25 protein-coding genes and 1 tRNA gene are annotated in these 24646 nt (G+C 35.0%); 16 read left to right on the top strand and 10 right to left on the bottom strand.

From position 1 onward, the window contains the following. Entirely contained in the window at window positions 1–3285 is a 3285-nt protein-coding gene (locus IRZ99_RS14185) for an efflux RND transporter permease subunit (protein WP_194657892.1), read from the top strand. Continuing rightward, a complete protein-coding gene (locus IRZ99_RS14180; protein ID WP_194657891.1) occupies window positions 3275–4363 on the top strand; it encodes an efflux RND transporter periplasmic adaptor subunit in 1089 nt (362 codons plus the stop codon). Before IRZ99_RS14185 ends, IRZ99_RS14180 begins: the two co-directional genes overlap by 11 nt. Before the next feature lie 521 nt (window positions 4364–4884). On the opposite strand, the gene IRZ99_RS14175 is transcribed toward IRZ99_RS14180, so the two are convergent. The 4 genes from IRZ99_RS14175 to IRZ99_RS14160 form a co-directional block, all read right to left on the bottom strand. Next, window positions 4885–5448 carry a hypothetical protein gene (locus tag IRZ99_RS14175; protein WP_194657890.1) on the bottom strand — a complete coding sequence of 188 codons (564 nt, stop codon included), beginning with the start codon at window positions 5446–5448 and terminating at the stop codon, window positions 4885–4887. Window positions 5449–6051: 603 nt separating this feature from the next. Further along, entirely contained in the window at window positions 6052–6936 is an 885-nt protein-coding gene (locus IRZ99_RS14170; RefSeq protein ID WP_194657889.1) for a hypothetical protein, read from the bottom strand. Further along, window positions 6923–7249, bottom strand: a complete 327-nt coding sequence (locus tag IRZ99_RS14165) for a hypothetical protein (RefSeq protein ID WP_194657888.1) — start codon at window positions 7247–7249, stop codon at window positions 6923–6925. The genes IRZ99_RS14170 and IRZ99_RS14165 overlap by 14 nt, the downstream gene beginning before the upstream one ends. A gap of 11 nt (window positions 7250–7260) precedes the next feature. Next, window positions 7261–8181, bottom strand: coding sequence for a hypothetical protein (locus IRZ99_RS14160; RefSeq protein ID WP_194657887.1), 921 nt, complete (start codon window positions 8179–8181; stop codon window positions 7261–7263). A 274-nt stretch (window positions 8182–8455) separates the two neighbouring features. On the opposite strand from IRZ99_RS14160, the gene IRZ99_RS14155 reads away from it, so the two are divergent. Both IRZ99_RS14155 and IRZ99_RS14150 read left to right on the top strand, forming a co-directional pair. Beyond that, complete coding sequence (locus IRZ99_RS14155) at window positions 8456–8713, top strand: hypothetical protein (RefSeq protein WP_194657886.1); 258 nt, start codon at window positions 8456–8458, stop codon at window positions 8711–8713. Between the two features lie 119 nt (window positions 8714–8832). Next, window positions 8833–8919, top strand: a tRNA-Ile gene (locus tag IRZ99_RS14150). A gap of 360 nt (window positions 8920–9279) precedes the next feature. Here IRZ99_RS14150 and IRZ99_RS14145 read toward each other — a convergent pair. After that, entirely contained in the window at window positions 9280–9513 is a 234-nt protein-coding gene (locus tag IRZ99_RS14145; protein WP_194657885.1) for a hypothetical protein, read from the bottom strand. A gap of 424 nt (window positions 9514–9937) precedes the next feature. On the opposite strand from IRZ99_RS14145, the gene IRZ99_RS14140 reads away from it, so the two are divergent. The 3 genes from IRZ99_RS14140 (at window position 9938) to IRZ99_RS14130 (ending at window position 11432) form a co-directional block, all read left to right on the top strand. Continuing rightward, entirely contained in the window at window positions 9938–10360 is a 423-nt protein-coding gene (locus IRZ99_RS14140; RefSeq protein ID WP_194657884.1) for a hypothetical protein, read from the top strand. 190 nt (window positions 10361–10550) lie between these two features. Next, window positions 10551–11039 (top strand): hypothetical protein, encoded by a 489-nt coding sequence (locus tag IRZ99_RS14135; RefSeq protein WP_194657883.1) that lies wholly within the window; start codon window positions 10551–10553, stop codon window positions 11037–11039. Between the two features lie 30 nt (window positions 11040–11069). After that, complete coding sequence (locus tag IRZ99_RS14130; protein WP_194657882.1) at window positions 11070–11432, top strand: hypothetical protein; 363 nt, start codon at window positions 11070–11072, stop codon at window positions 11430–11432. Window positions 11433–11600: 168 nt separating this feature from the next. Here the strand turns inward: IRZ99_RS14130 and IRZ99_RS14125 are convergent, their stop codons facing one another. Beyond that, the gene (locus IRZ99_RS14125) at window positions 11601–12149 is read right to left on the bottom strand and encodes a type 1 glutamine amidotransferase domain-containing protein (protein ID WP_194657881.1); all 549 of its coding nucleotides are present in this window, start codon (window positions 12147–12149) and stop codon (window positions 11601–11603) included. Window positions 12150–12620: 471 nt separating this feature from the next. On the opposite strand from IRZ99_RS14125, the gene IRZ99_RS14120 reads away from it, so the two are divergent. From IRZ99_RS14120 to IRZ99_RS14110, 3 genes are all read left to right on the top strand, one after another. Further along, complete coding sequence (locus tag IRZ99_RS14120; protein WP_194657880.1) at window positions 12621–13415, top strand: AraC family transcriptional regulator; 795 nt, start codon at window positions 12621–12623, stop codon at window positions 13413–13415. Window positions 13416–13501: 86 nt separating this feature from the next. Continuing rightward, complete coding sequence (locus IRZ99_RS14115) at window positions 13502–13939, top strand: DoxX family protein (protein WP_194657879.1); 438 nt, start codon at window positions 13502–13504, stop codon at window positions 13937–13939. Window positions 13940–13945: 6 nt separating this feature from the next. Further along, complete coding sequence (locus IRZ99_RS14110) at window positions 13946–14290, top strand: cupin domain-containing protein (RefSeq protein ID WP_194657878.1); 345 nt, start codon at window positions 13946–13948, stop codon at window positions 14288–14290. A 186-nt stretch (window positions 14291–14476) separates the two neighbouring features. Here the strand turns inward: IRZ99_RS14110 and IRZ99_RS14105 are convergent, their stop codons facing one another. Further along, window positions 14477–16009, bottom strand: a complete 1533-nt coding sequence (locus tag IRZ99_RS14105) for a hypothetical protein (RefSeq protein ID WP_194657877.1) — start codon at window positions 16007–16009, stop codon at window positions 14477–14479. Window positions 16010–16589: 580 nt separating this feature from the next. Here IRZ99_RS14105 and IRZ99_RS14100 point away from each other — a divergent pair. From IRZ99_RS14100 to IRZ99_RS14090, 3 genes are read left to right on the top strand one after another with little or no spacing between them, the layout of a single operon-like run. Further along, window positions 16590–16910 carry a helix-turn-helix transcriptional regulator gene (locus tag IRZ99_RS14100; protein ID WP_194657876.1) on the top strand — a complete coding sequence of 107 codons (321 nt, stop codon included), beginning with the start codon at window positions 16590–16592 and terminating at the stop codon, window positions 16908–16910. After that, window positions 16907–17404 (top strand): SRPBCC domain-containing protein, encoded by a 498-nt coding sequence (locus IRZ99_RS14095; protein WP_194657875.1) that lies wholly within the window; start codon window positions 16907–16909, stop codon window positions 17402–17404. The genes IRZ99_RS14100 and IRZ99_RS14095 overlap by 4 nt, the downstream gene beginning before the upstream one ends. 5 nt (window positions 17405–17409) lie before the next feature. Further along, window positions 17410–17838: a VOC family protein gene (locus IRZ99_RS14090; protein ID WP_194657874.1), complete on the top strand. Its 429-nt coding sequence runs from the start codon at window positions 17410–17412 to the stop codon at window positions 17836–17838. A 255-nt stretch (window positions 17839–18093) separates the two neighbouring features. Here IRZ99_RS14090 and IRZ99_RS14085 read toward each other — a convergent pair whose 3' ends face one another. The 3 genes from IRZ99_RS14085 to IRZ99_RS14075 form a co-directional block, all read right to left on the bottom strand. Beyond that, window positions 18094–19515: a gluconokinase gene (locus tag IRZ99_RS14085; RefSeq protein ID WP_194657873.1), complete on the bottom strand. Its 1422-nt coding sequence runs from the start codon at window positions 19513–19515 to the stop codon at window positions 18094–18096. Between the two features lie 9 nt (window positions 19516–19524). Then, window positions 19525–19968, bottom strand: a complete 444-nt coding sequence (locus IRZ99_RS14080) for a cupin domain-containing protein (RefSeq protein ID WP_194657872.1) — start codon at window positions 19966–19968, stop codon at window positions 19525–19527. Between the two features lie 95 nt (window positions 19969–20063). Continuing rightward, window positions 20064–21077 (bottom strand): zinc-binding alcohol dehydrogenase family protein, encoded by a 1014-nt coding sequence (locus IRZ99_RS14075; RefSeq protein WP_194657871.1) that lies wholly within the window; start codon window positions 21075–21077, stop codon window positions 20064–20066. A gap of 563 nt (window positions 21078–21640) precedes the next feature. Here IRZ99_RS14075 and IRZ99_RS14070 point away from each other — a divergent pair. From IRZ99_RS14070 to IRZ99_RS14060, 3 genes are all read left to right on the top strand, one after another. Then, entirely contained in the window at window positions 21641–22564 is a 924-nt protein-coding gene (locus tag IRZ99_RS14070) for an SMP-30/gluconolactonase/LRE family protein (protein ID WP_194657870.1), read from the top strand. 365 nt (window positions 22565–22929) lie between these two features. After that, complete coding sequence (locus tag IRZ99_RS14065) at window positions 22930–23850, top strand: bifunctional helix-turn-helix transcriptional regulator/GNAT family N-acetyltransferase (protein ID WP_194657869.1); 921 nt, start codon at window positions 22930–22932, stop codon at window positions 23848–23850. Between the two features lie 156 nt (window positions 23851–24006). Next, window positions 24007–24600, top strand: a complete 594-nt coding sequence (locus IRZ99_RS14060; protein WP_026983299.1) for a TetR/AcrR family transcriptional regulator — start codon at window positions 24007–24009, stop codon at window positions 24598–24600. Window positions 24601–24646: the final 46 nt, after the last annotated feature.

Raw genomic sequence — 24646 nt, 5'->3', positions numbered from 1 at the left:
ATGAATTTAATACGTTTTGCACTCCGCAAACCCATCTCCATATTAGTTATGGTGGCTGGTTTATTTTTCTTCGGAATTGGTGCCATCAAGGACATTAAGGTAGATATTTTACCAAAAATGAATTTGCCGGTAATTTATATTGCGCACCCTTTTGGAGGTTACACACCAGACCAAATGGAGGCTTATTTCGCTAAGACTTATGTCAACATTTTACCCTTTGCAAACGGTGTAAAATCGGTTGAAACCAAAAATATTCAGGGGTTAATGATTATGAAATTAACCTATTATGAAAACACGAATATGGCTCAGGCAGCTGCCGAGCTGAGTTCACTTTCCAACAGAATCCAGGCGGCTTTTCCTCCGGGCACACAGCCTCCGTTTATTATTCGTTTTGATGCTTCTTCGTTGCCAATTGGGCAATTGGTTTTGAGCAGTAAAATCAGATCAAACAATGAATTACAGGATTTAGCCAACGTTTATGTTCGTGCTTCGTTTACTTCAATTCCCGGTTTATTATCGCCGGCACCTTTCGGCGGAAGCCCAAGAACAATCGAGGTTAACGTAGATCCGGATTTGTTGCGTTCGCACAATATGACGCCGGATCAAATTGTTGAAGCAATTCGTATCAACAACCAGACGGCTCCATCCGGAAACGTTAGAATGGGCGATATCAATTATATTACACCAACAAATAATACAATTAAAGAAGTTAAAGATTTTGAAAACATTCCGTTGTTTAAAGGAAGCGTTCAAAACTTAAAGTTAGGCGATGTGGCAACTGTAAAAGATGGTGCCGATATTACAGCAGGTTATGCATTGGTAAACGGAAAACGTTCGGTTTACATCAGTATTGCAAAAGCCGGAGACGCTTCGACCTGGGATGTGGTTCAGAAATTAAAGTCTGAATTGCCTAAAATCCAAAGTACACTTCCGGAAGATGTAAAATTATCATACGAATTTGACCAGTCGGTTTATGTAATCAACTCGGTTAAAAGTTTAATTACAGAAGGAATTATTGGTGCGGTTTTAACCGGATTAATGGTTTTACTTTTCCTTGGAGACAGACGTGCGGCTTTGATCGTAATCTTAACCATTCCAATTTCGATTATTTCCGGAGTTTTATTCCTGAAATTATTCGGGCAAACCATCAATTTAATGTCTTTAAGCGGATTGGCTTTGGCAATTGGAATTTTGGTGGATGAAAGTACCGTAACCATTGAAAATATTCACCAGCATCTCGACATGGGAAAACCCAAGGCACTCGCTATCTGGGACGCCTGTCAGGAAATTGCGTTGCCTAAATTATTGATCTTACTTTGTATTTTGGCCGTATTTGCGCCAGCATTTACGATGGTTGGTATTCCCGGAGCGTTGTTCCTGCCGTTGGCATTGGCAATTGGATTCTCAATGGTAATTTCATTTTTACTTTCACAAACCTTTGTTCCCGTAATGGCGAACTGGTTGATGAAAGACCATGCCAAACACGAACACGATCCGAATATTACAGATGATGAAGCGGAATTTAATAAATGTGGATTAACTCCTGAATCTGAGAAACAATTGATCACTCAGAAAAAAGATTACGTTGAAAGAACTGATACAGATGGAAACGGAAAAATAGGCGCTTTCGAGCGCTTCAGAATCCGATTCATGAGAACTTTAGATCGCTTGTTTCCATTCAAAAAAGCAGCTGCTTTGATCTATCTTGTTTCTGCAACAATTTTAGCTGTTACCTTTATTACATTTATCGGAAAAGATGTTTTCCCTAAAGTAAATTCAAGTCAGTTTCAGCTAAGAATGCGTGCTCCCGACGGAACCCGTTTAGAACGTACCGAAGAAAAAGCAGTTATCGTTTTGAAAGAATTGCAAAAAATGGTTGGTAAAGAACATATCGGAATATCTTCTGTATACGTAGGTCAGCACCCGTCGTTGTTCTCGATTAACCCAATTTATTTGTTCATGGCCGGTTCGCACGAAGCGGTATTTCAGGTGAGTTTGAAAGAATATCACACGGATATGGATGAGTTCAAAGACGATTTCAGAGCCCGAATCAAAAAAGTATTACCAGATGTGAAACTATCATTTGAGCCAATCGAATTAACGGACAAAGTTTTGAGCCAGGGCTCTCCTACTCCAATTGAAGTTCGTATTGCCGGAAAAGACAAAAAACGAAATGAGTTGTACGCCAACAAAATTGTAGAAAAACTTCAGAAAATAGCCTATTTCAGAGACGTGCAAATTGGTCAGCCAATTCATTATCCAGCGATGAATATTGATATTGACAGAACCCGTGCTGCCGAATTAGGAGTTGATATGAATGATATTTCGAGATCGCTTGTGGCTTCGACCTCATCTTCCAGATATACAGAGAAAAATACATGGGTCGACGAAAGAGCCGGATTGTCGTACAACGTTCAGGTTCAGGTTCCGTTAAACCAAATGAAAAGTAAAACAGATATTGGAGAAATTCCGGTATTGAAAAACTCGCTTCGTCCTGTTTTAAGTGACGTTGCCAAAATTACACCCGGCTTTGTAAGCGGTGAAAATGACAATTTAGGGGCTATGCCATACATTACCGTTACAGCAAACATCTACCAGACCGATTTGGGGACGGCTAGTAAGGATGTAGCTGCAACAATAAGCTCATTAGGAGAACTGCCACGTGGTTTGTTCATTTCTCCTATCGGTTTAAGTAAAGTATTGGAAGAAACATTAAGTAGTTTACAAGTAGGATTATTGGTTGCCATTTTTGTAATCTTCTTAATGTTAGCCGCTAATTTCCAGTCGTTCAAGGTTTCGCTGGTTATTTTAACAACCGTTCCGGCGGTGGTTTTAGGAGCGTTATTAATGCTGACCATTACAGGTTCAACCCTAAACTTACAATCGTATATGGGAATCATTATGTCGGTTGGAGTTTCGATCGCGAATGCCGTTTTATTGGTTACCAATGCCGAGCAATTGCGCAAAATAAACGGAAACGCTTTAGAGTCGGCTCGTGAAGCTGCGGCGTTGCGTCTTCGTCCGATTATCATGACTTCGGTAGCGATGATTGCCGGAATGTTGCCAATGGCAATTGGTCACGGCGAAGGTGGCGATCAAGTTTCTCCGTTAGGAAGAGCGGTTATTGGCGGATTAATGTTCTCAACGTTTGCAGTTTTATTAATTTTACCGTTAATTTTTGCGTGGGCACAAGAACATACAACGACACAATCGGTTTCTTTAGATCCTGAAGACGAAGAAAGCATCCATTATATCTCATCATTAAATCAAAAAAATGAAAAATAAAATTATACAATCGACCGCATTATTTTTTGTAGCCGTATTTCTTCTAACTAGCTGTAATTCTAAGAAAGAAGAAGCGCCTGTTGCAGAATTGGAACCTAAAACAGAAACGTTTCTGTTAGAAAAAGAAAAACTAACAACCGAATTGCGTTTACCAGCCGAATTAACCGGTTTTCAACAAGTAGATTTGTATGCTAAAGTGAGCAGTTTCGTGAAATTACTTAAAGTTGATATTGGTACAAAAGTAAAAAAAGGACAACTTTTGATCGTTTTAGAAGCACCTGAAATCAGTTCGCAACTGGCTGCAGCCGAATCAAGACTGAAATCGATGGAAGCTATTTACGCGACCAGCAAAAGTACCTACAACCGTTTGTACGAAACCAGCAAAGTAGAAGGAACAATTTCTAAAAATGATTTAGAAATGGCCAGCGGAAAGAAAAATTCTGATTACGCACAATATCAGGCTGCGGTTGCAGGACACAAAGAAGTTTCGATTATGAGAGGTTATTTGGAGATTCGTGCTCCGTTTGATGGTGTTGTAGCAGCAAGAAACGTGAATTTAGGAACATTTGTTGGTCCGGCAGGAAAAGGTTCAGACTTGCCTTTACTGACGATTCAGCAACAGGATAAATTGCGTTTGGCGGTTTCTGTTCCGGAATTGTACACCGGATATTTACACACCGGCGACGAAATGACTTTTAACGTAAAATCATTACCTGAACCTTTTACAGCAAAAATCACCAGAATGTCTGGTGCTTTAGATTTAAAACTGCGTTCAGAACGTGTAGAAATGGATGTTCACAACACTAAAAAAGATTTATTACCCGGAATGGTAGCCGAAGTTTTGTTACCGCTTAACGCGAAAGACAGCACGTTCGTAATTCCGAAAACGGCTTTGGTGAGTTCTGCTGAAGGTACTTTTGTAATAAAAGTAATCGATCACAAAGCCACAAGAGTCAATGTAAAAAGAGGAAGAGAAATAGACGATAAAATCGAAATATTTGGCGACTTAAATCGCAAAGACAAACTGGTAAAAATTGCCAGCGAAGAAACTAAGGAAGGCGATATCATAAACGAATAACCTGCGTTTTGCTTTCTGTTTAGTGATTACCAAAAACTGTACGCAATTCATTGCGGCATTTTAAAATTAGATTTGGTTTTAAAATGTAAATTAAAATTTGCCTAAGAGGGCGGTGCTATCGGTACCGCCCTCTTTTTGTTTTCGTAAGGTTGGGAGGTTTTGGAAGGTTTTGGAAGTTTCACAGAGATTCGCTAAGATAGCGCGGAGGTTCGCAAAGGTTTTTATTTTTTTGTCTTTCGATACCTAGTATTCTGAATGTACACGTACAGTTTGTCATTTCGGCGAAGGAAAAATCCCTGCAAGTAGCTCTACAAAGATTGGCTAAGTTTTTTATTTAATGCCGCAGAAATATTCGCGCAATCCCGATAGCTATCGGGAGCAAAGTCGCAAAGTTTTTCACTTCAAACTGTGAATTAAGCGTGCAAATTTTTCTCATTTTATGTCATTTCGAGTCATGCGAAATCACACTAGAAGCTCTACAAAGATTGGCTGTTTTAAATAAAAAGAAAATTCGATTACATTCAAAAACAATCCGATTCGTAAGTTTTTACTAATTCAATTACTCCTTCTTCACCATTAATTTTTAAAGTCTTATTTTCTACTTTTTCAAGTATGACTGGACAATCGGAAATCTCACGAGTAATAACTTTTTTCGAAATAAGTCTACTCAACCCCATTGCTTCCATGTATGATATTTTACCATTGTTGGGTCTTATAACTACATAAAAATTCACTTTGGTATAACCTGGTTTTATTACTTTCAGCAATTTAAGCTTATTTGAGTACATCAATAATCCAAATACTTTATCTTCAATACTAATAAATTCAACATGTTTATCGGCATTCATAAAATTAAACGATTTAAGCTCGTTTGGGAGAAATTCCTTCTTTTTATCATTCGTATCGTAAACTTTCAATTTATTTTCTAAGTCGAGAACCATCGTATTTTCAAATGAATAATTAGCATCAATTTTATAGTCTTTTATTGTATCATTATTCTTCGTAATAATTTGAATATTAACTTTTTGAGCAATTGATTTAAATGCTGAAAGAAAAATGAAAAATAGTATACAAAAATGTCTCATAGAATTAGGTATTTATTAGATTAAAAACTATTGTCTCGTTCGTGCTCGCAAAGAAAGAAAATATTTAATAAAAAACAATATTCTTATAAAAACTAAATTCTGTAATGTAGGATTGGGTCGATTCAAAAGAAATTTTCATTTTAAGGTTGTGAATTAATCTCTCAGAGTCGCAAAGTCGCAAAGTATTTTGTTCCAAGCTTTGGAATTAAGCGTGCAAAGTTTTCTCATTTTTGTCATTTCGACGAAGGAGACTCGAGCGATAGCGACTGGCGAAGCAAATCCCCGCAAGTAGCTCGACAAAGATTGGCAGTTTCCAATAAAAAGTTGGAATTTGGAATTTTAAAGCTTGGAATTTTAATTAGAAGCTATTTCCCGCTGTTCCTTCCAATCTTTTGTGCCGAACCCCGGCACAAAAGGATTTTCCCTCCCATCGGGGCTAGGGATTAGTTTTTATAAGAATGAAATCAGGTATAAGTAAAGTGATTGTTTAGATTTATAAATGGATATTTTAGATTGAAATATTGACATCAAGTTGGTATCGAATTAATTGATATTAAATGACACGAGCCACAAGTTCGGCCCAGCAGGAGAATATTTCAATATTTAATATTTCTTAAAGAGCATATAAATGTATACTTCTTGTCCTAAATCGGTAAGGATCCACTTAGTTTTAGTAATATCACCTTCAATTAAAAGTAGATCAGCTAATTCTTTTGTGTCTTCGGCATCCAAAACTAACGTATCCACTTCACCTTTTTGATTGATGACAGCTTCAAAATTTTGACGTTGTCTTGGAGCCATCTCTTTATACAACTGGCGACCTTTATCCTCTAGTTCTTTCTTTCTACCATTTGCTATAACAACTGTTGCTCTTAAATCATTGAGCACTTTTAAATTTTGTTCATTCTCTCGTACTGACATATGCAATGAATCATTCGCTTGTTGTAAAGACAAATTGATTTGATCAATTTCATTTTTGTGTAATGTTTTCAATTGATTTTGTGAGGACTCCAAATAATTTATCTGATCTAAAAGATCTTGTTTCTCCTTATTACCCGATTCGGCATTTTTTAACTCTAAAACTTTGGTAGCAATTTTAATTTTTTCCGCAAGAACATTAGTTCTATTTTCATAATTCTTTTCAAGCCTTTTTTTCTTTGCATAAATTAGAATCGAATCAATACCCCACATGAAAAAAGGAACTATAATTGTAATTACAAGAGCCATCAATATTGGATATACTAGTGACCATACATCAAGATAACCATCTATAAGTTCAATTCTTTCTTGAATCTTTAAGTCTGAAAACAAAATAGATATTGGTCGCCAATTATAAATGATAAAAGAGAAAACGAAGGCACCTGTAATCGGCGTTTTGATTCGCTCCTTTGAAGTATCAATTATGCTTTTTATTAGATCTGCTACAGTCATGTATTTGTTTTCATCATTTATAAATTGTTGTTTCTTATTATTTTCATTTTGTTTCAAGTCTTGTAAAGTCTGTGCTAAAATGCGTTAATAGAGCGGCAGTAATCATTCCTAGTACAATAGCGATCAATGCATCCGAAGATTGTTCTTGTGTTCTCCAGTGTGTTGGATGTATTGTTAGATTTTTACTAAAAGGTAATACCTCAAATCTGAGAAGAATGTTATTATAAAATTGTGCGCCAACTGGTGTCAATAAATATTTATCATCTTCTGATTGTGCAATCTTCCAAGTTTCTAAACTACCATTTTTAACAGCTTTAAAAATTTGTTCTCTTAGTTGCGTTGCATTTGGAGTAATTATTTCAATTTGCATAGTTATTATTTTTAGAGGTTGTGTTTAAATCTAAAATTCTGATAATATTTTGAATTTTTCTTTTTTACATACTCGATAAAATCTTCTCCGTGGTCTGAAATTTGATAAATCCCTTTATCGTTTTTGCTAAGAATTTGTAGCTCTATTAAATCTTTTAAGAATGCGTCATCAATCCAAGTTGAGTCGATTATATTATTTTCAGTCTTGTTTAAATCAGATATTGAGAAAAGTTGATCTAACTGCCAATTTGCGAAGATTCCTTCTGACATTGCTTTTAGGATTGTTTCATTTGAATATTTATGAAATTCTTTTCCAATTCCTAAGCTTTCTCGAATTTTTTCAGGATCAATATATTTATATTCCTGAATATTAGACACTAGATTTTCATTATTTATATTTGCTTCTTTTAATTTTGCGTTTAGTTGATCAATTGAATTTTTATTAGCAATTTCCATTTGTCTTTTCGATTCCTCTAGTTGTTCTTTTGAATCTTCCAAAAATTTTATCCTATCGATGAAGTCTTGTTTTTCTCTATTACCAGACTCCGCGTTTTTTAAATCTAGTTCAACTATTGCGAGAGTGATTTTTTCTTTTATAACAAATTGCTTTGATTTATATACCCGCTTAATTCTTTTTTCTTTTGTCGGTTCAAGCTTTTCGTCAACCCACACCATCAGCATTGGAATTAAAAAAGTGTATACACCAACCATTAGAATAGGAACTGTTATTGCTAGTACTGTCCAGTACCATGTGTTAAAGTAAAAATCAACACCTTTTAATCTATTTTCAATTTTTTCATCCGAAAATATTAGTATTACTATTGGTCTCCAATTAAAAATGATAAAAGAACAGATGAAAGATCCAACAATAGGCGTCTTTAAGCGTTCTTTGGATGAATCAATTGTACTTTGTATTAATTCTGTTATAGTCATTGGTTAGTTTTAGTTGAAACAAACATAATAAAAATAAGTAAATACTGCTAAAAATAACCAATGCTAAGTGCAAAACATAAATTTTACTTTTATATTTTCGATCAATTTCTCTGTGTTTTAAATCCATTTCAAGATCGTACTTACTAACTTATTTTGATATTTAATGATCATTATTTTCAACGATAAAGGTATATAGTTGTTTTTATTTTCGTTTACGGATTTCCATACATTTATTTTTCTATATTTTTGTTACACAATAACATTAAAAAAAAATATGATAACTAAACAAGATTTAATAAAGCTGGGATATAATAAGAAACAAGACCGAAACCTAGGTAGATCTATTTCAGAAGATTTTCGATTCGGTGAGGCAGGAGAGAGAGAGTATCTTGTTAATTTAACTGACGATGGTGTTCTTAGTGTAGATTATGGAATAAAAAAGGGACAAGGCTCCTCAAAAAGAAAACCAAATCTTGGAAACATTACTAGCCTCGATGAATTTATAGCTTGGCATAATGCTTATGAAATTTAAAATTATTTACTAAGATTATATCAATATAAATTCTTTCTATAATGATATATTGATTTAATTTTAACATTAGCGTACCTTTGTACCATACCACTTCCAAGAAAGGAACTTGTTGTTTTTTTGGAGTTGGCTCGAGTGGCTTAAGGCACCTGATTGATAATCAGGAGGGGGTTTTATATCTTCCGCAGGTTCGAATCCTGTACTCTCCGCAAAAGCGGCTCGTATATGAGCCGCTTCCATTTCGGGATATTAACTACTGATCTCACGATTTATATAAACTTCTGCATAAGGAAAAGGCCAGTTTTGTTTATTCGTTTCTTTATAAATTCCGGAGTTTCAAAAAGATCTTAATACGATCTATTTCTTCTAATCTATTAAATCTTTCCATAGCGAACTTTTCTTTGATAGTGGACTAGGGAGAATACATTTTCCAAAATGCAGTGAATGAAAGATCCAGTTCGCGCTAGCGCGAGCATTCCTATCGTGAACACAACAAACAAAACCTAAAACAAAAAGACCTCGATTTTAAAATCGAGGTTTTTTATTTTATTCAAATTCTAAAGAAAATTCTATTCCTTATCCAAATAAGGATTTAAAATTTCGGCTAATTCATTGAGCCAATAATAGCCGTTTTCTAAATTGCCAATTTCGTTTTGAAGCGTTTCATGTTCTCTCATAATGCCTAAAGCGAGTATGTAATTTACTTGTCGTAATGTCTTAGCCATAGTTTCTGGCTCTATTGTTTTGTTGAAAAAATTCATCAGCCTGGTTTCGGCTTCTTTCGAAAGTGTGTTTGTACTCATAATATCTTTAAATTAGGAATAATAAAACCCTTGCATGTTAGTGTTCCTAACACCTACGACAGCGTTTACGGTCGTTTCCGATACCGCACACATAATACAAAGGTAATTTCATTTAGTTCTTAATGTGAAGATTTAAGAGCAGCAAATATAAGAAAAACCATTAAAATATATTCTTTTTCTTACAATATTATTTACCCTAATAGAATAAATCCTCTTATGAAACCAACTCCCCTAGCCCCGATAGAAGTGGAAATCCTTTTGTGTCCGCCGCGGCGGACACAAAAGATTGTAGCGTATAGCGGGATTAGCTCCTAATTAAAATTGAAATTACAAAAAATCTAATCAAAGTTTACTGAAAAAGTGTTTTCTTTGATTGTGTGAGACAGTGAAACACTAGCTGACTTTAAATAAAAATCCTGTACAAATGAAATGTATAAAAATTTTAATACTATTCTGTTTTTTTATTTCTTCCAAAATTTGTTTTGCAGAAACCAAAACTGATACCATTACGAACTGGCAGATTTATAACGGTTCTGAATTATTGTTTCGTAGCAATCAATTTGATTGTTATAAACCAACTGGCATTATAAAGAAAATGGATAATTTTAAAGATTTGAGAATTATTTTTTTTCGAGATACTCAATCGTATGGAAAGCAAAAAATACAATTCTTTAATGGAAAAAATTTAATCTCAGAATATAACATTGAAAATAACGAAGAATTAATAATACCAAAAAGTGACATTCAAAAATTGTTCTCAAAAAGCGAAATAGATTTAGCAATTAAATATTTTGACGAAAAGGAGCCAAAAGGAATTTTGTTAGGCTTTTTATTGTTAGAAAATTAGTAATATCCCGCCCCCGCTCCCCGAAGTGTCGGAATCCTTTTGTGTCCGCCACGGCGGACACAAAAGATTGGAAGGACAGCAGGAAATAGCTCTAATTAAAAAATCTAATCAAAGTTTACTGAAATAGTGTTTTCTTTGAAATAGACCAGTGAGAAACTCATACCAACAGGATAACGTTATACGACACTTTATGAAGACCTATCTTATACTAATATTTCTCTTAACATGTTTGCACATCAGTGCTCAGGAAGATACAACAGGTATTAAGATTGACACTGTTTATAACAATCTACTCAATAGAACACCAAAAGGCTTTGCAATTAATGAAGCTACTAAACCCAAAAATAACTACTTCAACTCCACCATAAATCTAAATTCAATTGGTGGATTAGAAATTATCTACGGTTTTAAAGAACAAATAAAGTTGAATGCGATAGAGATAAAATGGCTGAACGAGCAAATTGATCAAATTGCTTTAGCCTTCTATTTGGAGGGAAAACCTATTTTAATTAGAAAAGTTGGAGGTTATGATGGTTGTCCGGATAAAAACATTTATACGGAGAAAATCAAAGATAACAACGTAACCATATTAAACTTTTGTTTTACTTGTACAGATTCAAGAAAATTAGATGATTTTATTAGTGTTTTTAATAACAGAACTAATTCGTTATTGAGATAAAACAGCTAACGGAAAAAACAAACAAAAAACATGAAGAAAATAAATCAAATCATTCTAATTGTAATTATAATAATTGTTTGCGGTTTTGGGCTACGCGGAAAAATATCTGGTGAAAAATTCGATTCTGAAAAATGGAAAACTGCTGATTTAGAATTAGAAGATAATTGGTCATTACGCTGGGATATGATGAATAGTTTGCGAAACAATAATAACTTAATTGGAATGTCTAAAAGTGAAATCATTATTTTGTTAGGAAAACCGGATGAAAGTTTTTCAACAAAAAATACTTTTAGATATTATCTGGGTTACACTCATACTGGAATAAATACGGGCTCACTAATTTTAATGTTCAATAATGGAATTGTTTCTGAGGTAAGCGTGTGGCAAGGGTAATTTAGATAGTAAAGTAATATAGATAACCAGATCTACAATTTCTAATATCTTATACGATAAATAAAAACTTATATGTAGAATTAACGATTGATTATTAATTCAACTACCAAAGAAAAAAAATGCAAGACCAAAATTGATCCTGCATTTTTTGTAACATAAAACATCTTTTTACACTGTCTGACGCTCGTGTTTTCCTTCTTTAATTTCTTCCACCATTTTTTTATTAAAAGCGGGCAAATCATTCGGGTTTCGGCTGGTCACCAATCCATTGTCTACGACTACTTCTGAGTCTTCCCATTGTGCTCCGGCATTTATCAAATCGTTTTTAATAGAGAAGAACGAAGTTACTTTTCGACCTTCTAAAACATCAGCATCTACCAGAATTTGAGGGCCATGACAAATAGCCGCTACTGGTTTTTTACTTTCAAAAAAGGAACGTACAAAATTTACTGCAGCTTCTTCTCTTCTCAATAAATCAGGGTTTATAACGCCTCCCGGAAGAACCAAAGCATCATAATCTGCTTCATTGGCCTGATCTAATACTACATCAACATTATATTCCTTGCTCCAATTTCCGTCTTTCCAGGATTTGATTGTTCCTGATTTCAAACTAATGATATCTGCATTCCAGCCTTGCTCTTCCAGATAGGCTTTAGGCGATAATAATTCTGATTCTTCAAAACCGTTTGTTGCTAATATGGCTATATTCTTTTTCATAATTTTAAATATTTAATCGTTATTAATTTTGATTTAGTTAAAATTAGTTATTTCAGACAGCCAGCGAAAACAGACGATGTTAAACCTTTCTTTATTAAAAGTTAATTAATTGTAATTCAGATCATTATTAAAAATTTAATTGGAATTATATAAGATTGGTGTGAATTTAGTCCACTATTTTATAGGATGAAAACCGGGGAAATAATTGTATAAAATTCATAACCTAACAGCTTCCAAAAATGCTAATCAAAATCGCAAATCTTTATAGAGACTTGCGGGGATTTGCTTCGCCAGTCGCTATCGCTCGAGTCTCCTTCGTCGGAATGACATACTATACTTAAAAGCATCCTGATTCGCAATCTTTGTCGAGCTTCTAGTGTGATCCTTCTCCCGAAGCCTCGGGATCAGGATGACAAGATTGGGGCTACTGTGCGAAATAATTCTTATTTTTGATATACAATTATTCTCAATATGGTTTCAATAAAAACATTTGATCAGGCGGCAGATTTAGAAAATCCGAGACGTGTATTGAAATACGTTTTAGTTTTTTGTACTTCGGGTACAACGACTATTTCTGTCGATGAAAATGAATTTGTATTGACCGAAAACTCCGTTATTACGGTTACTTCCGGACAAATTCATTATTTCAAAAACATCCAGAATGCCACCGGATTTGTTTTGGAATTTACCTACGCTTTCTTTTGTAAAGATGATAATGACATGGAATTGATTTTCCACAACGGTTTGTTTTGCCATTTTGCAATGAACGAAATGATTACGGTGGATCATCCTGAAATTATTGTTAGGGAATTAGAGGAAATCAGCAAAGAAGTAGCCGAAACGCCATATCAATATTTGATTTCCATTCACAGCCGAATCGAATTGATTTTGATTGAAATTAATCGCACCAAAATTAATCGCGGCGACGAAATCTACAAACCGGATGCGCTTTTTCTGCATTTTCTGGAAACCACTTTGCAGAATTTCGAAAAAAATTTGTCGGTAAACGAAATCGCAGCTTTAATTGGTACTACCGAATCCAAACTAAACGAACTTTCGAAACTCCACACCAACAAAACGGCTCAAAATGTCATCTTCGGATTGGTTATTTCTGAAGCCAAAAGACTTTTTACTTATGAAAAACTTTCGGTGAAAGAAGTCGCGTATGCTTTGGGTTTTAATGATCCTTTTTATTTTTCTAATTTCTTCAAAAAACACACGGAGATTTCTCCAAAATTATTCAAAGAGAGAGCGGTTAATTCGTAATTACATGCTTTTTCCGGAATTCTCTATTCTTTAGCAATTGTACTTGCGACATCTTTGTATCTCAATAATTACTAACAAATTAGTGTATGAAAAGATATCAGGATTATGCGGCTTTTCTTTTGCGCATCGCATTAGCAGCTGGATTTATTTCCGCCGTTTCGAGTCGGTTAGGATTTTGGGGAAGTTATTCTTCGGGCTGGGAAAGTTTTTTGGTTTACGCTGAAAAAGTAAATTCTTTTGCCCCAAAAAATTGTATTCCCACAATCGCCATCACCGCCACCATTGCCGAATCGGTTTTTGGTTTGCTCCTACTCATTGGTTATCAAACCCAATTGGCTTCGATTGGCGCTGCAATTTTGAGTTTGCTGTTTGCGCTTGCTATGACATATTCTTTTGGTGTAAAAGATCCGCTTGATTATTCGGTATTTGTATTTGCTATGGGCGCTTTTCTTTTGGCAACTATGGAAAATTACAAATGGAGTTTAGATGAAATTAGTATGAAAAATAAAAACAATAAAAACTGAATTACAATGGAAAAACAAATCACAAGAAGCAGTGAAATAGACTGGAAACCTCTTATTGAAGAAGGTGTAAATACGGATGGAATTTATTCAAAAGCCTTATCTTTTGATACAACTTCAAAAAGACCTAATGCCTTTTTATTAAAATTTGAAGCCGGCGCATCATACCCAAATCACATTCACCCTGCCGGAGAAGAAATTTATGTTGTCGAAGGTGAAGTTCGGTCTGGAAAAGACGAACTTAAAAAAGGAGATTATATGTACCTGCCACCCGGAAGTACACATTCGGTATTTTCTAAAAACGGTTGTGTATTGTTGTTTAAAGTTCCTGAGGAAGTGGTTATTCTGAAGTGATAAAAAAATTTTCCACCATACAAGTAATATAAGAAAATTTAAGCTTTGGGTTAAGTTTGAAATTTTAGAAATATAAGTTTGTTTTCATTCCTTTACGTCTTCACTCCTGATCACTATCGGGACTGCGAGAGTTTTATCACAATGCTTAATATCGCCTTAATTACTTATATGGTGGAAATTTTATCATTAATCTACCCGATCATAAACAATAGATCCTACATTGCCAGAAACTGGTCCGGTGGACGTGGCCGTGATAGATTTACCATCTAAACTCATGGTAATTGTACCATCGAAAGACCAGGTTACACCATCAATTTGGCCATTGGTAGAGGTTAAATACAAGTCTCTGCAATTCCATTTAGTATTATTTACTTTTGTTATGTCTTTCATTTTTACACTTCCAACATCGACATAACCTTTGTTTTTCGCAATTTCCCAGTTAGGACTAAACGCATATAAAGTTGCGCTATTACCGGAAATAATTATCCCGACACCTGCAGAACTTAACCATTTACCATCAAGGCTGAAACCTACAACTACCGGAGGACTTGTCGTAAATGAAATTTCATTTCCATAAAACGTACCATCGCTGTTCACGGCATAAGCTCTTACATAATAAGTCGTATTAGACAGTAAGTTGCTTAAATTACTAGAAAAAGTATCATTACCATTAGCCTCAATTACTTTTGTGCTTAAATTAGTCGTTGGATTTGAATATACATCCCAAACTAAGCCACGCTCTGTAATAGCCGAGCCTCCGTTAAGATCTATAATACCTCCTGTTGTGGCAGAATTAGGCGTAATTAAACTGGCAGCAGATGTTGTAACTATTGGAAATTTAACTTCAGGCGTAAAATCTCCCGGACAAGAAAATTCATACTCCCATTTCGTTCCACCCATTTCACAACCTGACACAACGACTTCAATTTCTTTTCCTAAACTTGGATTATAATCAAAAAGAAATTCACCTTTTTCACCTACATAACCCAATTCTTCCGTAGCGGCCGAGCAATTTAAAGCTCTTCTTAATGTAGTTCTTTCCGTATAAGAACCTGTTCCTCCTATCCAGATACCATTTTGGAAAACATCGATTTTATCTTTTACGGTATACGTTTCGTAGCTTATTTTTACCTGACCGGATGTTTCTGGTAATGTAAATATGTTACTTGTTATTCCGTGACCCCCAGACACTTTTGTTGTATCGCAATTGTCTGGTTTCGTAATTGTTATGTTAATTTCTGTAATAGCGCTTATTTTTCCACTTTTGTCATAGAACTTCAATACTAAAATTAAATTGTCTACCTCAACTACAGAAGGCAAACCAATAGGCAGGGAAATTAATCCATTATTAACATCTGAATCAATACTTACATCATAATAACTGTTAGAATCTTTTACCTGTACATATGCACCTTTTAGATTTGCTTTTGAAGGCGAATAAAAATCTCCTGCTAAAATGATCTTACTTCCGGAAGAATAAGAAAGATTTGTATCTATATTACTGATTACAGGTGCTTCCTCACTTGGTGAAGATGCAGGAATATCGGGTGATTTGACTAAAGTTCCATTCGGAATAACCAATATTTCAGTTAGGTTATTATCGTTTGGTGGTACTACTTCAATAGGAATAGGCTCTTCTTCAGGCGCACCATCGTTAGAACAGGAGCCTAAAAACAGTATCAATATGGCAATAAAGCTGACAAGTAGATTTTTTTTCATTTTTCAGATTTTTAGATTTAGTTTATTATGAACATTTAATTGTCCACTTATTTACTCAAATATGCTTGCAAGTATATTATTGAATAAACAAAACTAACCTTAATCCCATGCTTAAAAAATACACCTAAAGGAGTATTTTACAACAAATACTCCTTGCCCGGCTTTCGCTTTAAAACTTAAATTACCATATAAGTCATATAAGAAAATTTAAGTTTTGGGGTAAGATTAAAATTTTAGAAATATAAGCTTTGTATTTTTCTCATTTTTTTGTCATCCTAAGGAACGAAGGATCACACTAGAAGCTCCGCACAGAAATTCCCCAATCTTTGTGGAGTTCCTTGTGTGATCCTTCGTTCCTTAGGATGACAAGATTGTGCACCAACTCCGCGCAACTCTGTGAAATAATCTTTACTACGCTCTAAAAAAAACTTATAAGATCTATGGTTCCAGCCTCCACACCAATACTTAAATGGCCTTATATCAATTATATGGTAAAAAAAAAAGTTACTAAAAATTTGCGAAACCGAATAGTTGCACTTATATTTGCAACTGATTGGCTTCCTAATTAAATTTTAATAGTATGAGACGAGACATTTTTCAGGCAATAGCCGATCCGACAAGAAGGTCTATTCTAACCTTGATTGCACTACAGGCAATGACACCCAATGCTATTGCGGAGAACTTTAATACGACACGCCAGTCTGTTTCGAAACATCTTCGCATCCTTACGGAATGTGATTTAGTAAAACAGGAACAACGGGGCAGGGAAATTTACTATTCACTTGAAATAGAAAAAATGAAAGAGATTGATAAATGGATCAAACAATTCAGAGACATTTGGGAAACCAAGTTTAATCAGCTAGACGAACTATTAGTAACACTAAAAAACCAAAAAAGATGAGAACAGATTTGCTATTTGATTTTACCGTTGATAAACCATCCAAAACGGTGTACATAACCAGAGAATTTGATGCAGAATTGCCGATAGTTTGGGATGCTTTTACAAAAGCCGAACTTTTAGACCAATGGGTTGCACCAAAACCGTGGTCAGCCAGAACAAAATATATGAATTTTGAAGTTGGCGGGCGACGATTTTACGCGATGGTAAGTCCAGAAGGTCAGGAACGCTGGGCGGTTCAGGAATTTACTGCTATTAGTCCGAAAACCAATTTTAAAATGTACAACGCGTTTTCAGACGAAAATGAAAACCGCGTATTACCCGGTTCTGATTGGAATTATAATTTCAGCGAAGAAAACGGTATCACAAAAGTGAATATCAGTATTTATAACGAATCACTGGAACGTTTAGAGATGATGATTGAAATGGGCTTTACAGAAGGCTTTAAAATGTCTGTTGATAACTTAGAAAAGTTATTGGAATCTTTAAAGAAATAGAAATCATGGCAGCTATTAATCCATATATACATTTCAACGGCAATGCTGAACAAGTATTTACCTTTTATAAATCGGTTTTTGGTGGTGAATTTACAACGATTAAGCGTTATAAAGACATCTCAAGTGAACAATATCCAATACCGGAAAAAGAGCTAAACAAAATCATGCATATTGCATTGCCAATAAGCCAAGGCAGCACTTTAATGGCCAGCGACGTTATGGAAGTCATGGGAAAAGTAAACGAAAACGACAACCGAAATACCATTATGATCACCGCAGAAAGTCAGCAAGAAGCTGATACACTTTTTAACGGACTTTCAGCAGGCGGTAAAATTGAAATGCCCATAAGCTTTGGTCCGTGGGGTAATTACTTTGGAATGTTTACGGATAAATTTGGCGTGCAATGGATGGTTGATTTTGATTCGAAAGGTTAAAAAGAATCTCGCAATCCCGATAGCTATCGGGAGTAAAGTTTTTTTCTAATTTTAATCATAGCCCACGGTTTCAACCGTGGGATACGGATTGCGAAATGTATTGTAAAAATATATTGCGTCCCAACGATTGAAACCGTTGGCTATGTCTTAAGTACGTTCTTCGCAAAGAAATTAAAAAACCTTACATGCCCTAAACTTCCAGCATTCGCAACAATGCTTAAATTTCCTTACTTGACTTATATGGTGGAAAAAATTTTACGATAAATCTTTCAATACCGGATACACTTTTTTGAACTTATTAAAAGCAGCGTCATAAACACTTTTATGAGCTTTATTAGGATAAAAAGTCTTTCCGGTTTTGTTTTGATAGGTGATATCCTTGCCTATCGACTTCATGCCTATGAGGACAGCGCCCCAGGCAGAACCTTCAATAGTTTGGGAGGTTTCTACTTCCATCTGAAAAATATCGGCGACCATTTGGAGCCAAAGGTCACTTTTACCAAATCCACCGCTAGCCATTACTTTGGTTTGCTTTCTTTTTTCAGGATCTGGAAGCAAAATTTCAGTTATCTGAAATAATCCATACAAAATGCCTTCTAAAGTGGCTCTGACCAAATGTGCCTGTGTATGCGTAATCTGCATTCCTAAAATGGATCCCTGTGCCGCTGCATCCCAAATTGGCGCTCTTTCGCCTAGCAAATAAGGCACAAAAAGCAAACCTTCAGAACCGGCCGGTATTTTTTCTTCTTCTTCAAAAAGAACTTCAAAAGACTGATCGGTTTTCAATAAGGTTTCCCTGAGCCATTGCAAAATAATAGCGCCATTATTTACAGCTCCTAAAACCAGGTATTGGTCGTCGATTAAATGGTAACACTGGGTACGCATTTGCTCGTCGAGATACGGTTTATCTATTGGTAAGCGCACCGCTCCACTGGTACCAATGGTTAGAGCAATACAGCCTTTATTCATCGCCCCTGTTCCCAGATTGGCCAAAGCGCCGTCTCCACCACCAATTACATACAAAAAATCATCTGCAACGCCTTTGCACTGATGTGTTACCTCACAAATTGTAGAAAATTGCTCCGGTTTCAGGTTTAAAAATTCTAAAATTTCATGATCCCATTGCAAAGTATGAATGTTTAGCAATCCCGTTCCGGATGCCATCGAAGTGTCTGTACAATATTCATTCGTAAGATGATGCCATACATATTCTTTAATACTTATAAATTTATAGGTTTGAGAAAATGTATCAGAATCAAACTCTTTAAACCAGGCAATTTTGGTCATGGGTGAAAAAGGATGAATTGGGATTCCGGTTTTCTGATAAAAATGTTTTCCTTTTTCAGAATTTTTAAGTTCTTCTGCAATCGAATTAGCTCTGTTATCAGCCCATAAAATGGCATCTGTTAAGGGTTTACCGGTTTCATCAATGGCAATAATACTTTGCATGGCAGAGCTGAAACTTATAAATTCCGGTTGAGTGTTTTTTGTAATTTCTGCAATACAATCTATAACGGTCTGTAAAATCTCTTGCGGATTTTGCACACTCCAATCCGGTTTTGGATGATACATCGGATAGGCATTTGAAACCTGTTTAATTACATTCCCATTTATGTCAAAACAAATAGCTTTTGTAGCCGTAGTTCCAATGTCGATTCCTATATAAAATGATTCCATGTTTTTTTACTATTTCAAATCTTTCTTAATCACCAAATATTTCAAATCTGTTGTTCCAACATTGCTAATACCGTGTTCCATATTGGATGGGCAATAAAAACTCGTATTTGGACCAGCGGTAATGGTTTTTCCGTCAAGGTAGAATTGCGCTGTGCCTTCAAGAATATAAAAGAATTCTTCTTCGACGTGGTGATGGGGTGCGTGTGTTGATTTTCCGGGCTCAACAATACTCATTTTAAGCGTGTTTTCCTGATTGAAGTTTTTATCGCCAAACCAATATTGATAGCCCACTTTTGTTTTAGTGGCTTTATCCAACTCAAAGTGATTGACACAGTTTTCAATTGTATATTTTGGCTCGGCTGAAGTTGTTTCTTTCTTTACTTCTTGCGCCTGTACAGTATGATGAGCAAATAAAACAAGAAATATAATTCTTATGACTGAAATTAGTTTCATTTTCTTTTTTATTGTAATAATACAAAAAATGCTTATATCTAACTCTTAAAAACAAAAAGCAAGCGTATTCACTTGCTTTTGTTTTATAATTTTCTTTAAAATTTAATTGCAATTTTTCCGATCGTAGCCCCTGATTCTAATAACTCGTGTGCTTTTTTGAAGTTGGATACGGTTAAACCATTTAATGTCGTTTTTAAAGTAGACTGAATCGTACCATTATCTAATAAATTGGATAATTCATTTAAGATATTATGTTGTTCGATCATATCTTCAGTTTGGAACATAGAACGTGTAAACATTAGTTCCCAATGAAAACTAGCACTTTTTCCTTTTAATTGACGAAGATTTACATTTTCGACAGGATCACTGATTGAACCAATATGTCCCTGAGGTTTTATAAGTTCTACGAATGCATTCCAATATTGGTTCACATCCACAAAATCTAAAATAAAATCGACTTGCTGAAAACCTGCATGGCGAACTTCTTCGATCAAATTTTTGTGATTTACTACAAAGTCGGCGCCTTGTTGTTTACACCATTCGATAGATTCAGGACGCGACGCTGTCGCTATTACGGTTAATTCTGCCACTTTTTTAGCCAATTGAATAGCAACTGATCCTACTCCACCAGCTCCGCCAATGATTAAAATGCTTTTTCCTTTATCTTTTTCCGGATTGATTCTAATCCTGTCGAATAATATTTCCCAGGCTGTTAAACCGGTTAGCGGCATTGCTACAGCTTGTTCAATGGAAAGAGATTTTGGTTTTCTACCCACTATACGTTCGTCAACAACTTGATATTCGGCGTTGCTGCCTTGTTTGGTAAGATCGCCCGCATAGTAAACTTCATCTCCCACTTTAAACAAACTTACCTGATCACCAACGGCTTCTACAATTCCGACAGCATCCCAGCCTATGATTTTTGGGTTTTCTAAAACCGTTTCTTTGGCACTATTCTGACGAATTTTAAAATCTACCGGATTAACAGAAACAACTTGAATTTTAACTAACAAATCATGCGCTCCCGGAACTGGTTTTGGTGTCTCAAATTCTATGAAACTATCTTCCTTATCTATTGGTAATGAGGTTTTAAATCCTATTGCTTTCATCTTTTTATCTTTTGATTTAAACTAATAACACAAAGATAGTCACAAAGAAGGATTTGGGAATTGTACAAATTCGTTATGAATTTGTATATGTTTATCGTTTGGAATTATTAATGTTGGATCCAAACTGGACTGAAGTCCAGCTCTACAATATTTGACATTCCTTCGGAATTTTTTTCTGCTTTTTTATCTTATGGAAACTAGGCCTTTTAATGGGCACATTAAAAGGTTTAAAAGAGCCAGAGGCGCTACCAATATTGTAGGGCCGGACTTTAGTCCGGTCTAATGTATGTTTGCAGTTTTTTAATAATCTTATAAAAACTAAACCTCTCGTCTAGCCCCGATAGAAGTGTAAATCCTTTTGTGGCGGGGTTCGCCAAAAAGATTGAAACGGAAAGCGGGACAAGTCGTCTTAAAAAAATAACTCTTCTGCTCCTAAAAAAGAATATCCCAATGCTAACAATGGAATCTTATTTATGACTACAAAGAAATTAACATGAGAATCGTACAAAACATCCTATATTAGCCTTTCATTTTTTTCAAAGTAATCTATACTCCTTTTCATTATGAACCTCCTTCGCCTTAAAATAAAATCAAACCTTCTATTTTTTATTGCTTTTGCTTTTACAAATTTTATATCCGCTCAGAAATCAGAAGACAGCAACCATAACCTAATAGCAAAAGGCGCAGTTCTGATAAAATTATCTGATCAATACAGTTTTACAGAAGGACCTGCCGTAGATAAAAAAGGAGATATTTATTTTACCGATCAGCCTAATAACAGAATCATGAAATGGTCGGTTGATGGCGAACTTTCTGTTTTTATGGAAAATGCAGGAAGAGCTAACGGTTTGTATTTTGATCACGAAGGCAATCTTTTGGCTTGTGCCGATGAAAAAAATGAAATTTGGAAAATAGACCAAAACAAAAATACTACTGTTTTAGTAAACAATTTCGAAGGAAAAAGGCTGAATGGTCCCAATGATCTTTGGGTGGATGCAAAAGGCGGTATCTATTTTACAGATCCTTTTTACAAAAGAGATTACTGGATGCATACCACCAAAGAAATAGAAAAAGAATGTGTTTACTATTTATCTCCGGATAAATCTAAAATTATCAACGTTGACAATGACCTTGTAAAACCCAATGGCATTATTGGAACTTCGGATGGAAAAACGTTATTCGTAGCGGATATAGGGGCAAACAAAACGTACTCTTACACCATCAACAGTGATGGTTCTTTGGACAAAAAAATGCTGTTTACTGAATCAGGTTCAGATGGAATGACAAGAGATGAGGCCGGCAACATTTACTTAACCGGAAAAGGAGTTACCGTATTTAATCCAAAGGGAGAAAAAATAGCTCATATTGATGTTCCTGAACCGTGGACAGCCAATGTTTGTTTTGGAGGAAAAAAACGTAAGACATTGTTTATTACTGCCAGTAAAAGTGTTTATACGATGGAAATGAATGTTCGGGGAATGAAATAATCAATGAAATCGTTCTGATTTCTAAAAATTACGAAGGAATGACAAATATTGTAGGGCTGGACTTCAGTCCAGTCTAACGTATGATTTGCATTTTTTAATAGCATCTTATGAAAACTAAACCTCTAGCCTAGCCCCGATAGAAGCCGTATCTCCCGATTTAGAAAAACAAGGCTTTTTAGCCGTAGTTTTTGTTAATCGGGAATATAGCGGATAGCGGGACAAGTCGTCTTAAAAGCATAGTTCCTCTGCTCCTAAAAGCTAAAACCCAGATTAAATCCTAAACTTTATAAATAAAACTTAAAATTTCTTTTTCCATTTTGAATATATGTAGTTAACTACGTAAATTCGCATACAAATTATTTGTTATGGTATTAGAAAAATCACAATCATTAGTATTAGGCAACCTTTTGCAGCGTTTGACGGAGAACTTGCGAAAAGAGGCACAGCTATTTTACAGAAGTCAGAATATTGATTTTGAACCAAAATGGTTTCCGGTTATCTATGTGCTTTCGCAGAAAAAGGCCATTAGTGTGGTGGAGCTTTCCCACGAAATTGGATACTCGCATCCTACTACAATTTCTCTTTTGAAAGAATTAGAAAAGAAAGAACTAATTGGTTCTGCCAAAGATGCCAAAGACGAACGAAAACGTCTGATCACGCTTACTGAAAAAGCAAATGAACTTATACAACAACTACAACCTTTGTGGGCTGTTATGACGCAGGCTCTAATGGAATTGACTGATACAGAAAACAATTTGTACAAAGCCATAAACGAAGTAAATCAAAACTTAAAAACGAAAAATCTTTTTGACCGAATGACAACTATTAAAGAAATGAATCTACATAATCCTCTTAAAGAAGTAGAAAACGATATTAAAGTGGAAAAAATTAAAGATGCAAAATTAGAATCGATCTCATTTGCTATTAGAAGACAAGTATTTGTTGAAGAGCAAAATGTCTCACAGGAACGAGAATCTATGGATGATGCCGAGGCGATTCATTATCTGGCAACGGTAAACGGTTTACCTGCCGGAGCAGCTCGCTACAGGTTAATGGAGAAAGGAGCAAAAATCGAACGCATTGCGGTTCTGAATTCGTATCGTGGGAAGAAAGTTGGAGAGGCTATTCTGAAAAAAATACTTGGCGATTTGAAGAGCGAAAACAACATTTATTTGTACGCTCAGGTAAATGCCAGCGCTTTTTACATCAAAAATGGATTCGAAACCACTCAAAATTATTTCCTGGATGCGGGAATTGAGCATGTCGAAATGGTTTTCGTAAAATAATAACAACTTTAAAAAAGCCTTTAAAACACTTGTTTTTAAAGGCTTTCTTGAATTATCTATACAACGATAAGAAAATATTATGATAATATTATTTCATAATCAGAAAATCGGTATTACATTTGCCTAACAGTGTTAGATTATTTAATACTCATCAAAATGGCAAGTAAAGATCGTATATTAAGACAAAAAGAAGAGACAAGAAATAACATTCTTGAAGCTGCTTATGCTATCGTCAAAGAAGAAGGATGGCAAGGTCTGAGTATGCGAAAGATTGCTGACAAAATTGAATACACTGCTCCCATTATCTACGAATACTTCTCGAATAAAGAAGCTATTTTAACGGAATTAACCGGTAAAGGTTTTATTAAATTATCGAAAGAGTTACAAAACGCCAGAGCTAAATTTGATAAACCAGAAGACCAATTAGAAGCCATGTGGATGGCGTATTGGGATTTTGCCTTTACAGATACCGAAATGTATCAGGTAATGTTTGGTGTGCAAATGAATTGTTGTTCCCAACAATGTTCGGCTGCAGAAGCACCCTATAAATTATTCACCGCGGTGATTGCTGAAATTATGAAAAACAGTAATCCGGGCCCTGAAGTTATCAAACAAAAATATTTTACTTTCTTTTCTGTTATTCACGGTTTAATTGCGATTAACATTATCAACAAAAGCGAAGTAATGGAAACAATCAACAATCAAATCCTGAAAGATGCGATTGGTGGTATCATCAAATCAATACAGTAAAAAAATTTTCCATTGCACTTAACAGTGTTAGGAAATTTAACCAGAG

Origin of the sequence: Flavobacterium sp. LC2016-12 (genome assembly GCF_015351595.1) — a bacterium.
Lineage (GTDB): Bacteria > Bacteroidota > Bacteroidia > Flavobacteriales > Flavobacteriaceae > Flavobacterium.
The sequence above is the reverse complement of the archived record's forward strand: the minus strand, read 5'-3'. Positions and strand labels throughout refer to the sequence as shown.

What these genes read in the sequence shown, in the direction of transcription:
- IRZ99_RS14185 (WP_194657892.1), top strand. Translation starts at nt 1, where the DNA reads ATGAATTTAATACGTTTTGCACTCCGCAAACCCATCTCCATATTAGTT.
- IRZ99_RS14180 (WP_194657891.1), top strand. Translation starts at nt 3,275, where the DNA reads ATGAAAAATAAAATTATACAATCGACCGCATTATTTTTTGTAGCCGTA.
- IRZ99_RS14175 (WP_194657890.1), bottom strand. Translation starts at nt 5,448, where the DNA reads ATGAGACATTTTTGTATACTATTTTTCATTTTTCTTTCAGCATTTAAA.
- IRZ99_RS14165 (WP_194657888.1), bottom strand. Translation starts at nt 7,249, where the DNA reads ATGCAAATTGAAATAATTACTCCAAATGCAACGCAACTAAGAGAACAA.
- IRZ99_RS14160 (WP_194657887.1), bottom strand. Translation starts at nt 8,181, where the DNA reads ATGACTATAACAGAATTAATACAAAGTACAATTGATTCATCCAAAGAA.
- IRZ99_RS14155 (WP_194657886.1), top strand. Translation starts at nt 8,456, where the DNA reads ATGATAACTAAACAAGATTTAATAAAGCTGGGATATAATAAGAAACAA.
- IRZ99_RS14145 (WP_194657885.1), bottom strand. Translation starts at nt 9,513, where the DNA reads ATGAGTACAAACACACTTTCGAAAGAAGCCGAAACCAGGCTGATGAAT.
- IRZ99_RS14140 (WP_194657884.1), top strand. Translation starts at nt 9,938, where the DNA reads ATGAAATGTATAAAAATTTTAATACTATTCTGTTTTTTTATTTCTTCC.
- IRZ99_RS14135 (WP_194657883.1), top strand. Translation starts at nt 10,551, where the DNA reads ATGAAGACCTATCTTATACTAATATTTCTCTTAACATGTTTGCACATC.
- IRZ99_RS14130 (WP_194657882.1), top strand. Translation starts at nt 11,070, where the DNA reads ATGAAGAAAATAAATCAAATCATTCTAATTGTAATTATAATAATTGTT.
- IRZ99_RS14125 (WP_194657881.1), bottom strand. Translation starts at nt 12,149, where the DNA reads ATGAAAAAGAATATAGCCATATTAGCAACAAACGGTTTTGAAGAATCA.
- IRZ99_RS14120 (WP_194657880.1), top strand. Translation starts at nt 12,621, where the DNA reads ATGGTTTCAATAAAAACATTTGATCAGGCGGCAGATTTAGAAAATCCG.
- IRZ99_RS14115 (WP_194657879.1), top strand. Translation starts at nt 13,502, where the DNA reads ATGAAAAGATATCAGGATTATGCGGCTTTTCTTTTGCGCATCGCATTA.
- IRZ99_RS14110 (WP_194657878.1), top strand. Translation starts at nt 13,946, where the DNA reads ATGGAAAAACAAATCACAAGAAGCAGTGAAATAGACTGGAAACCTCTT.
- IRZ99_RS14105 (WP_194657877.1), bottom strand. Translation starts at nt 16,009, where the DNA reads ATGAAAAAAAATCTACTTGTCAGCTTTATTGCCATATTGATACTGTTT.
- IRZ99_RS14100 (WP_194657876.1), top strand. Translation starts at nt 16,590, where the DNA reads ATGAGACGAGACATTTTTCAGGCAATAGCCGATCCGACAAGAAGGTCT.
- IRZ99_RS14095 (WP_194657875.1), top strand. Translation starts at nt 16,907, where the DNA reads ATGAGAACAGATTTGCTATTTGATTTTACCGTTGATAAACCATCCAAA.
- IRZ99_RS14090 (WP_194657874.1), top strand. Translation starts at nt 17,410, where the DNA reads ATGGCAGCTATTAATCCATATATACATTTCAACGGCAATGCTGAACAA.
- IRZ99_RS14085 (WP_194657873.1), bottom strand. Translation starts at nt 19,515, where the DNA reads ATGGAATCATTTTATATAGGAATCGACATTGGAACTACGGCTACAAAA.
- IRZ99_RS14080 (WP_194657872.1), bottom strand. Translation starts at nt 19,968, where the DNA reads ATGAAACTAATTTCAGTCATAAGAATTATATTTCTTGTTTTATTTGCT.
- IRZ99_RS14075 (WP_194657871.1), bottom strand. Translation starts at nt 21,077, where the DNA reads ATGAAAGCAATAGGATTTAAAACCTCATTACCAATAGATAAGGAAGAT.
- IRZ99_RS14070 (WP_194657870.1), top strand. Translation starts at nt 21,641, where the DNA reads ATGAACCTCCTTCGCCTTAAAATAAAATCAAACCTTCTATTTTTTATT.
- IRZ99_RS14065 (WP_194657869.1), top strand. Translation starts at nt 22,930, where the DNA reads ATGGTATTAGAAAAATCACAATCATTAGTATTAGGCAACCTTTTGCAG.
- IRZ99_RS14060 (WP_026983299.1), top strand. Translation starts at nt 24,007, where the DNA reads ATGGCAAGTAAAGATCGTATATTAAGACAAAAAGAAGAGACAAGAAAT.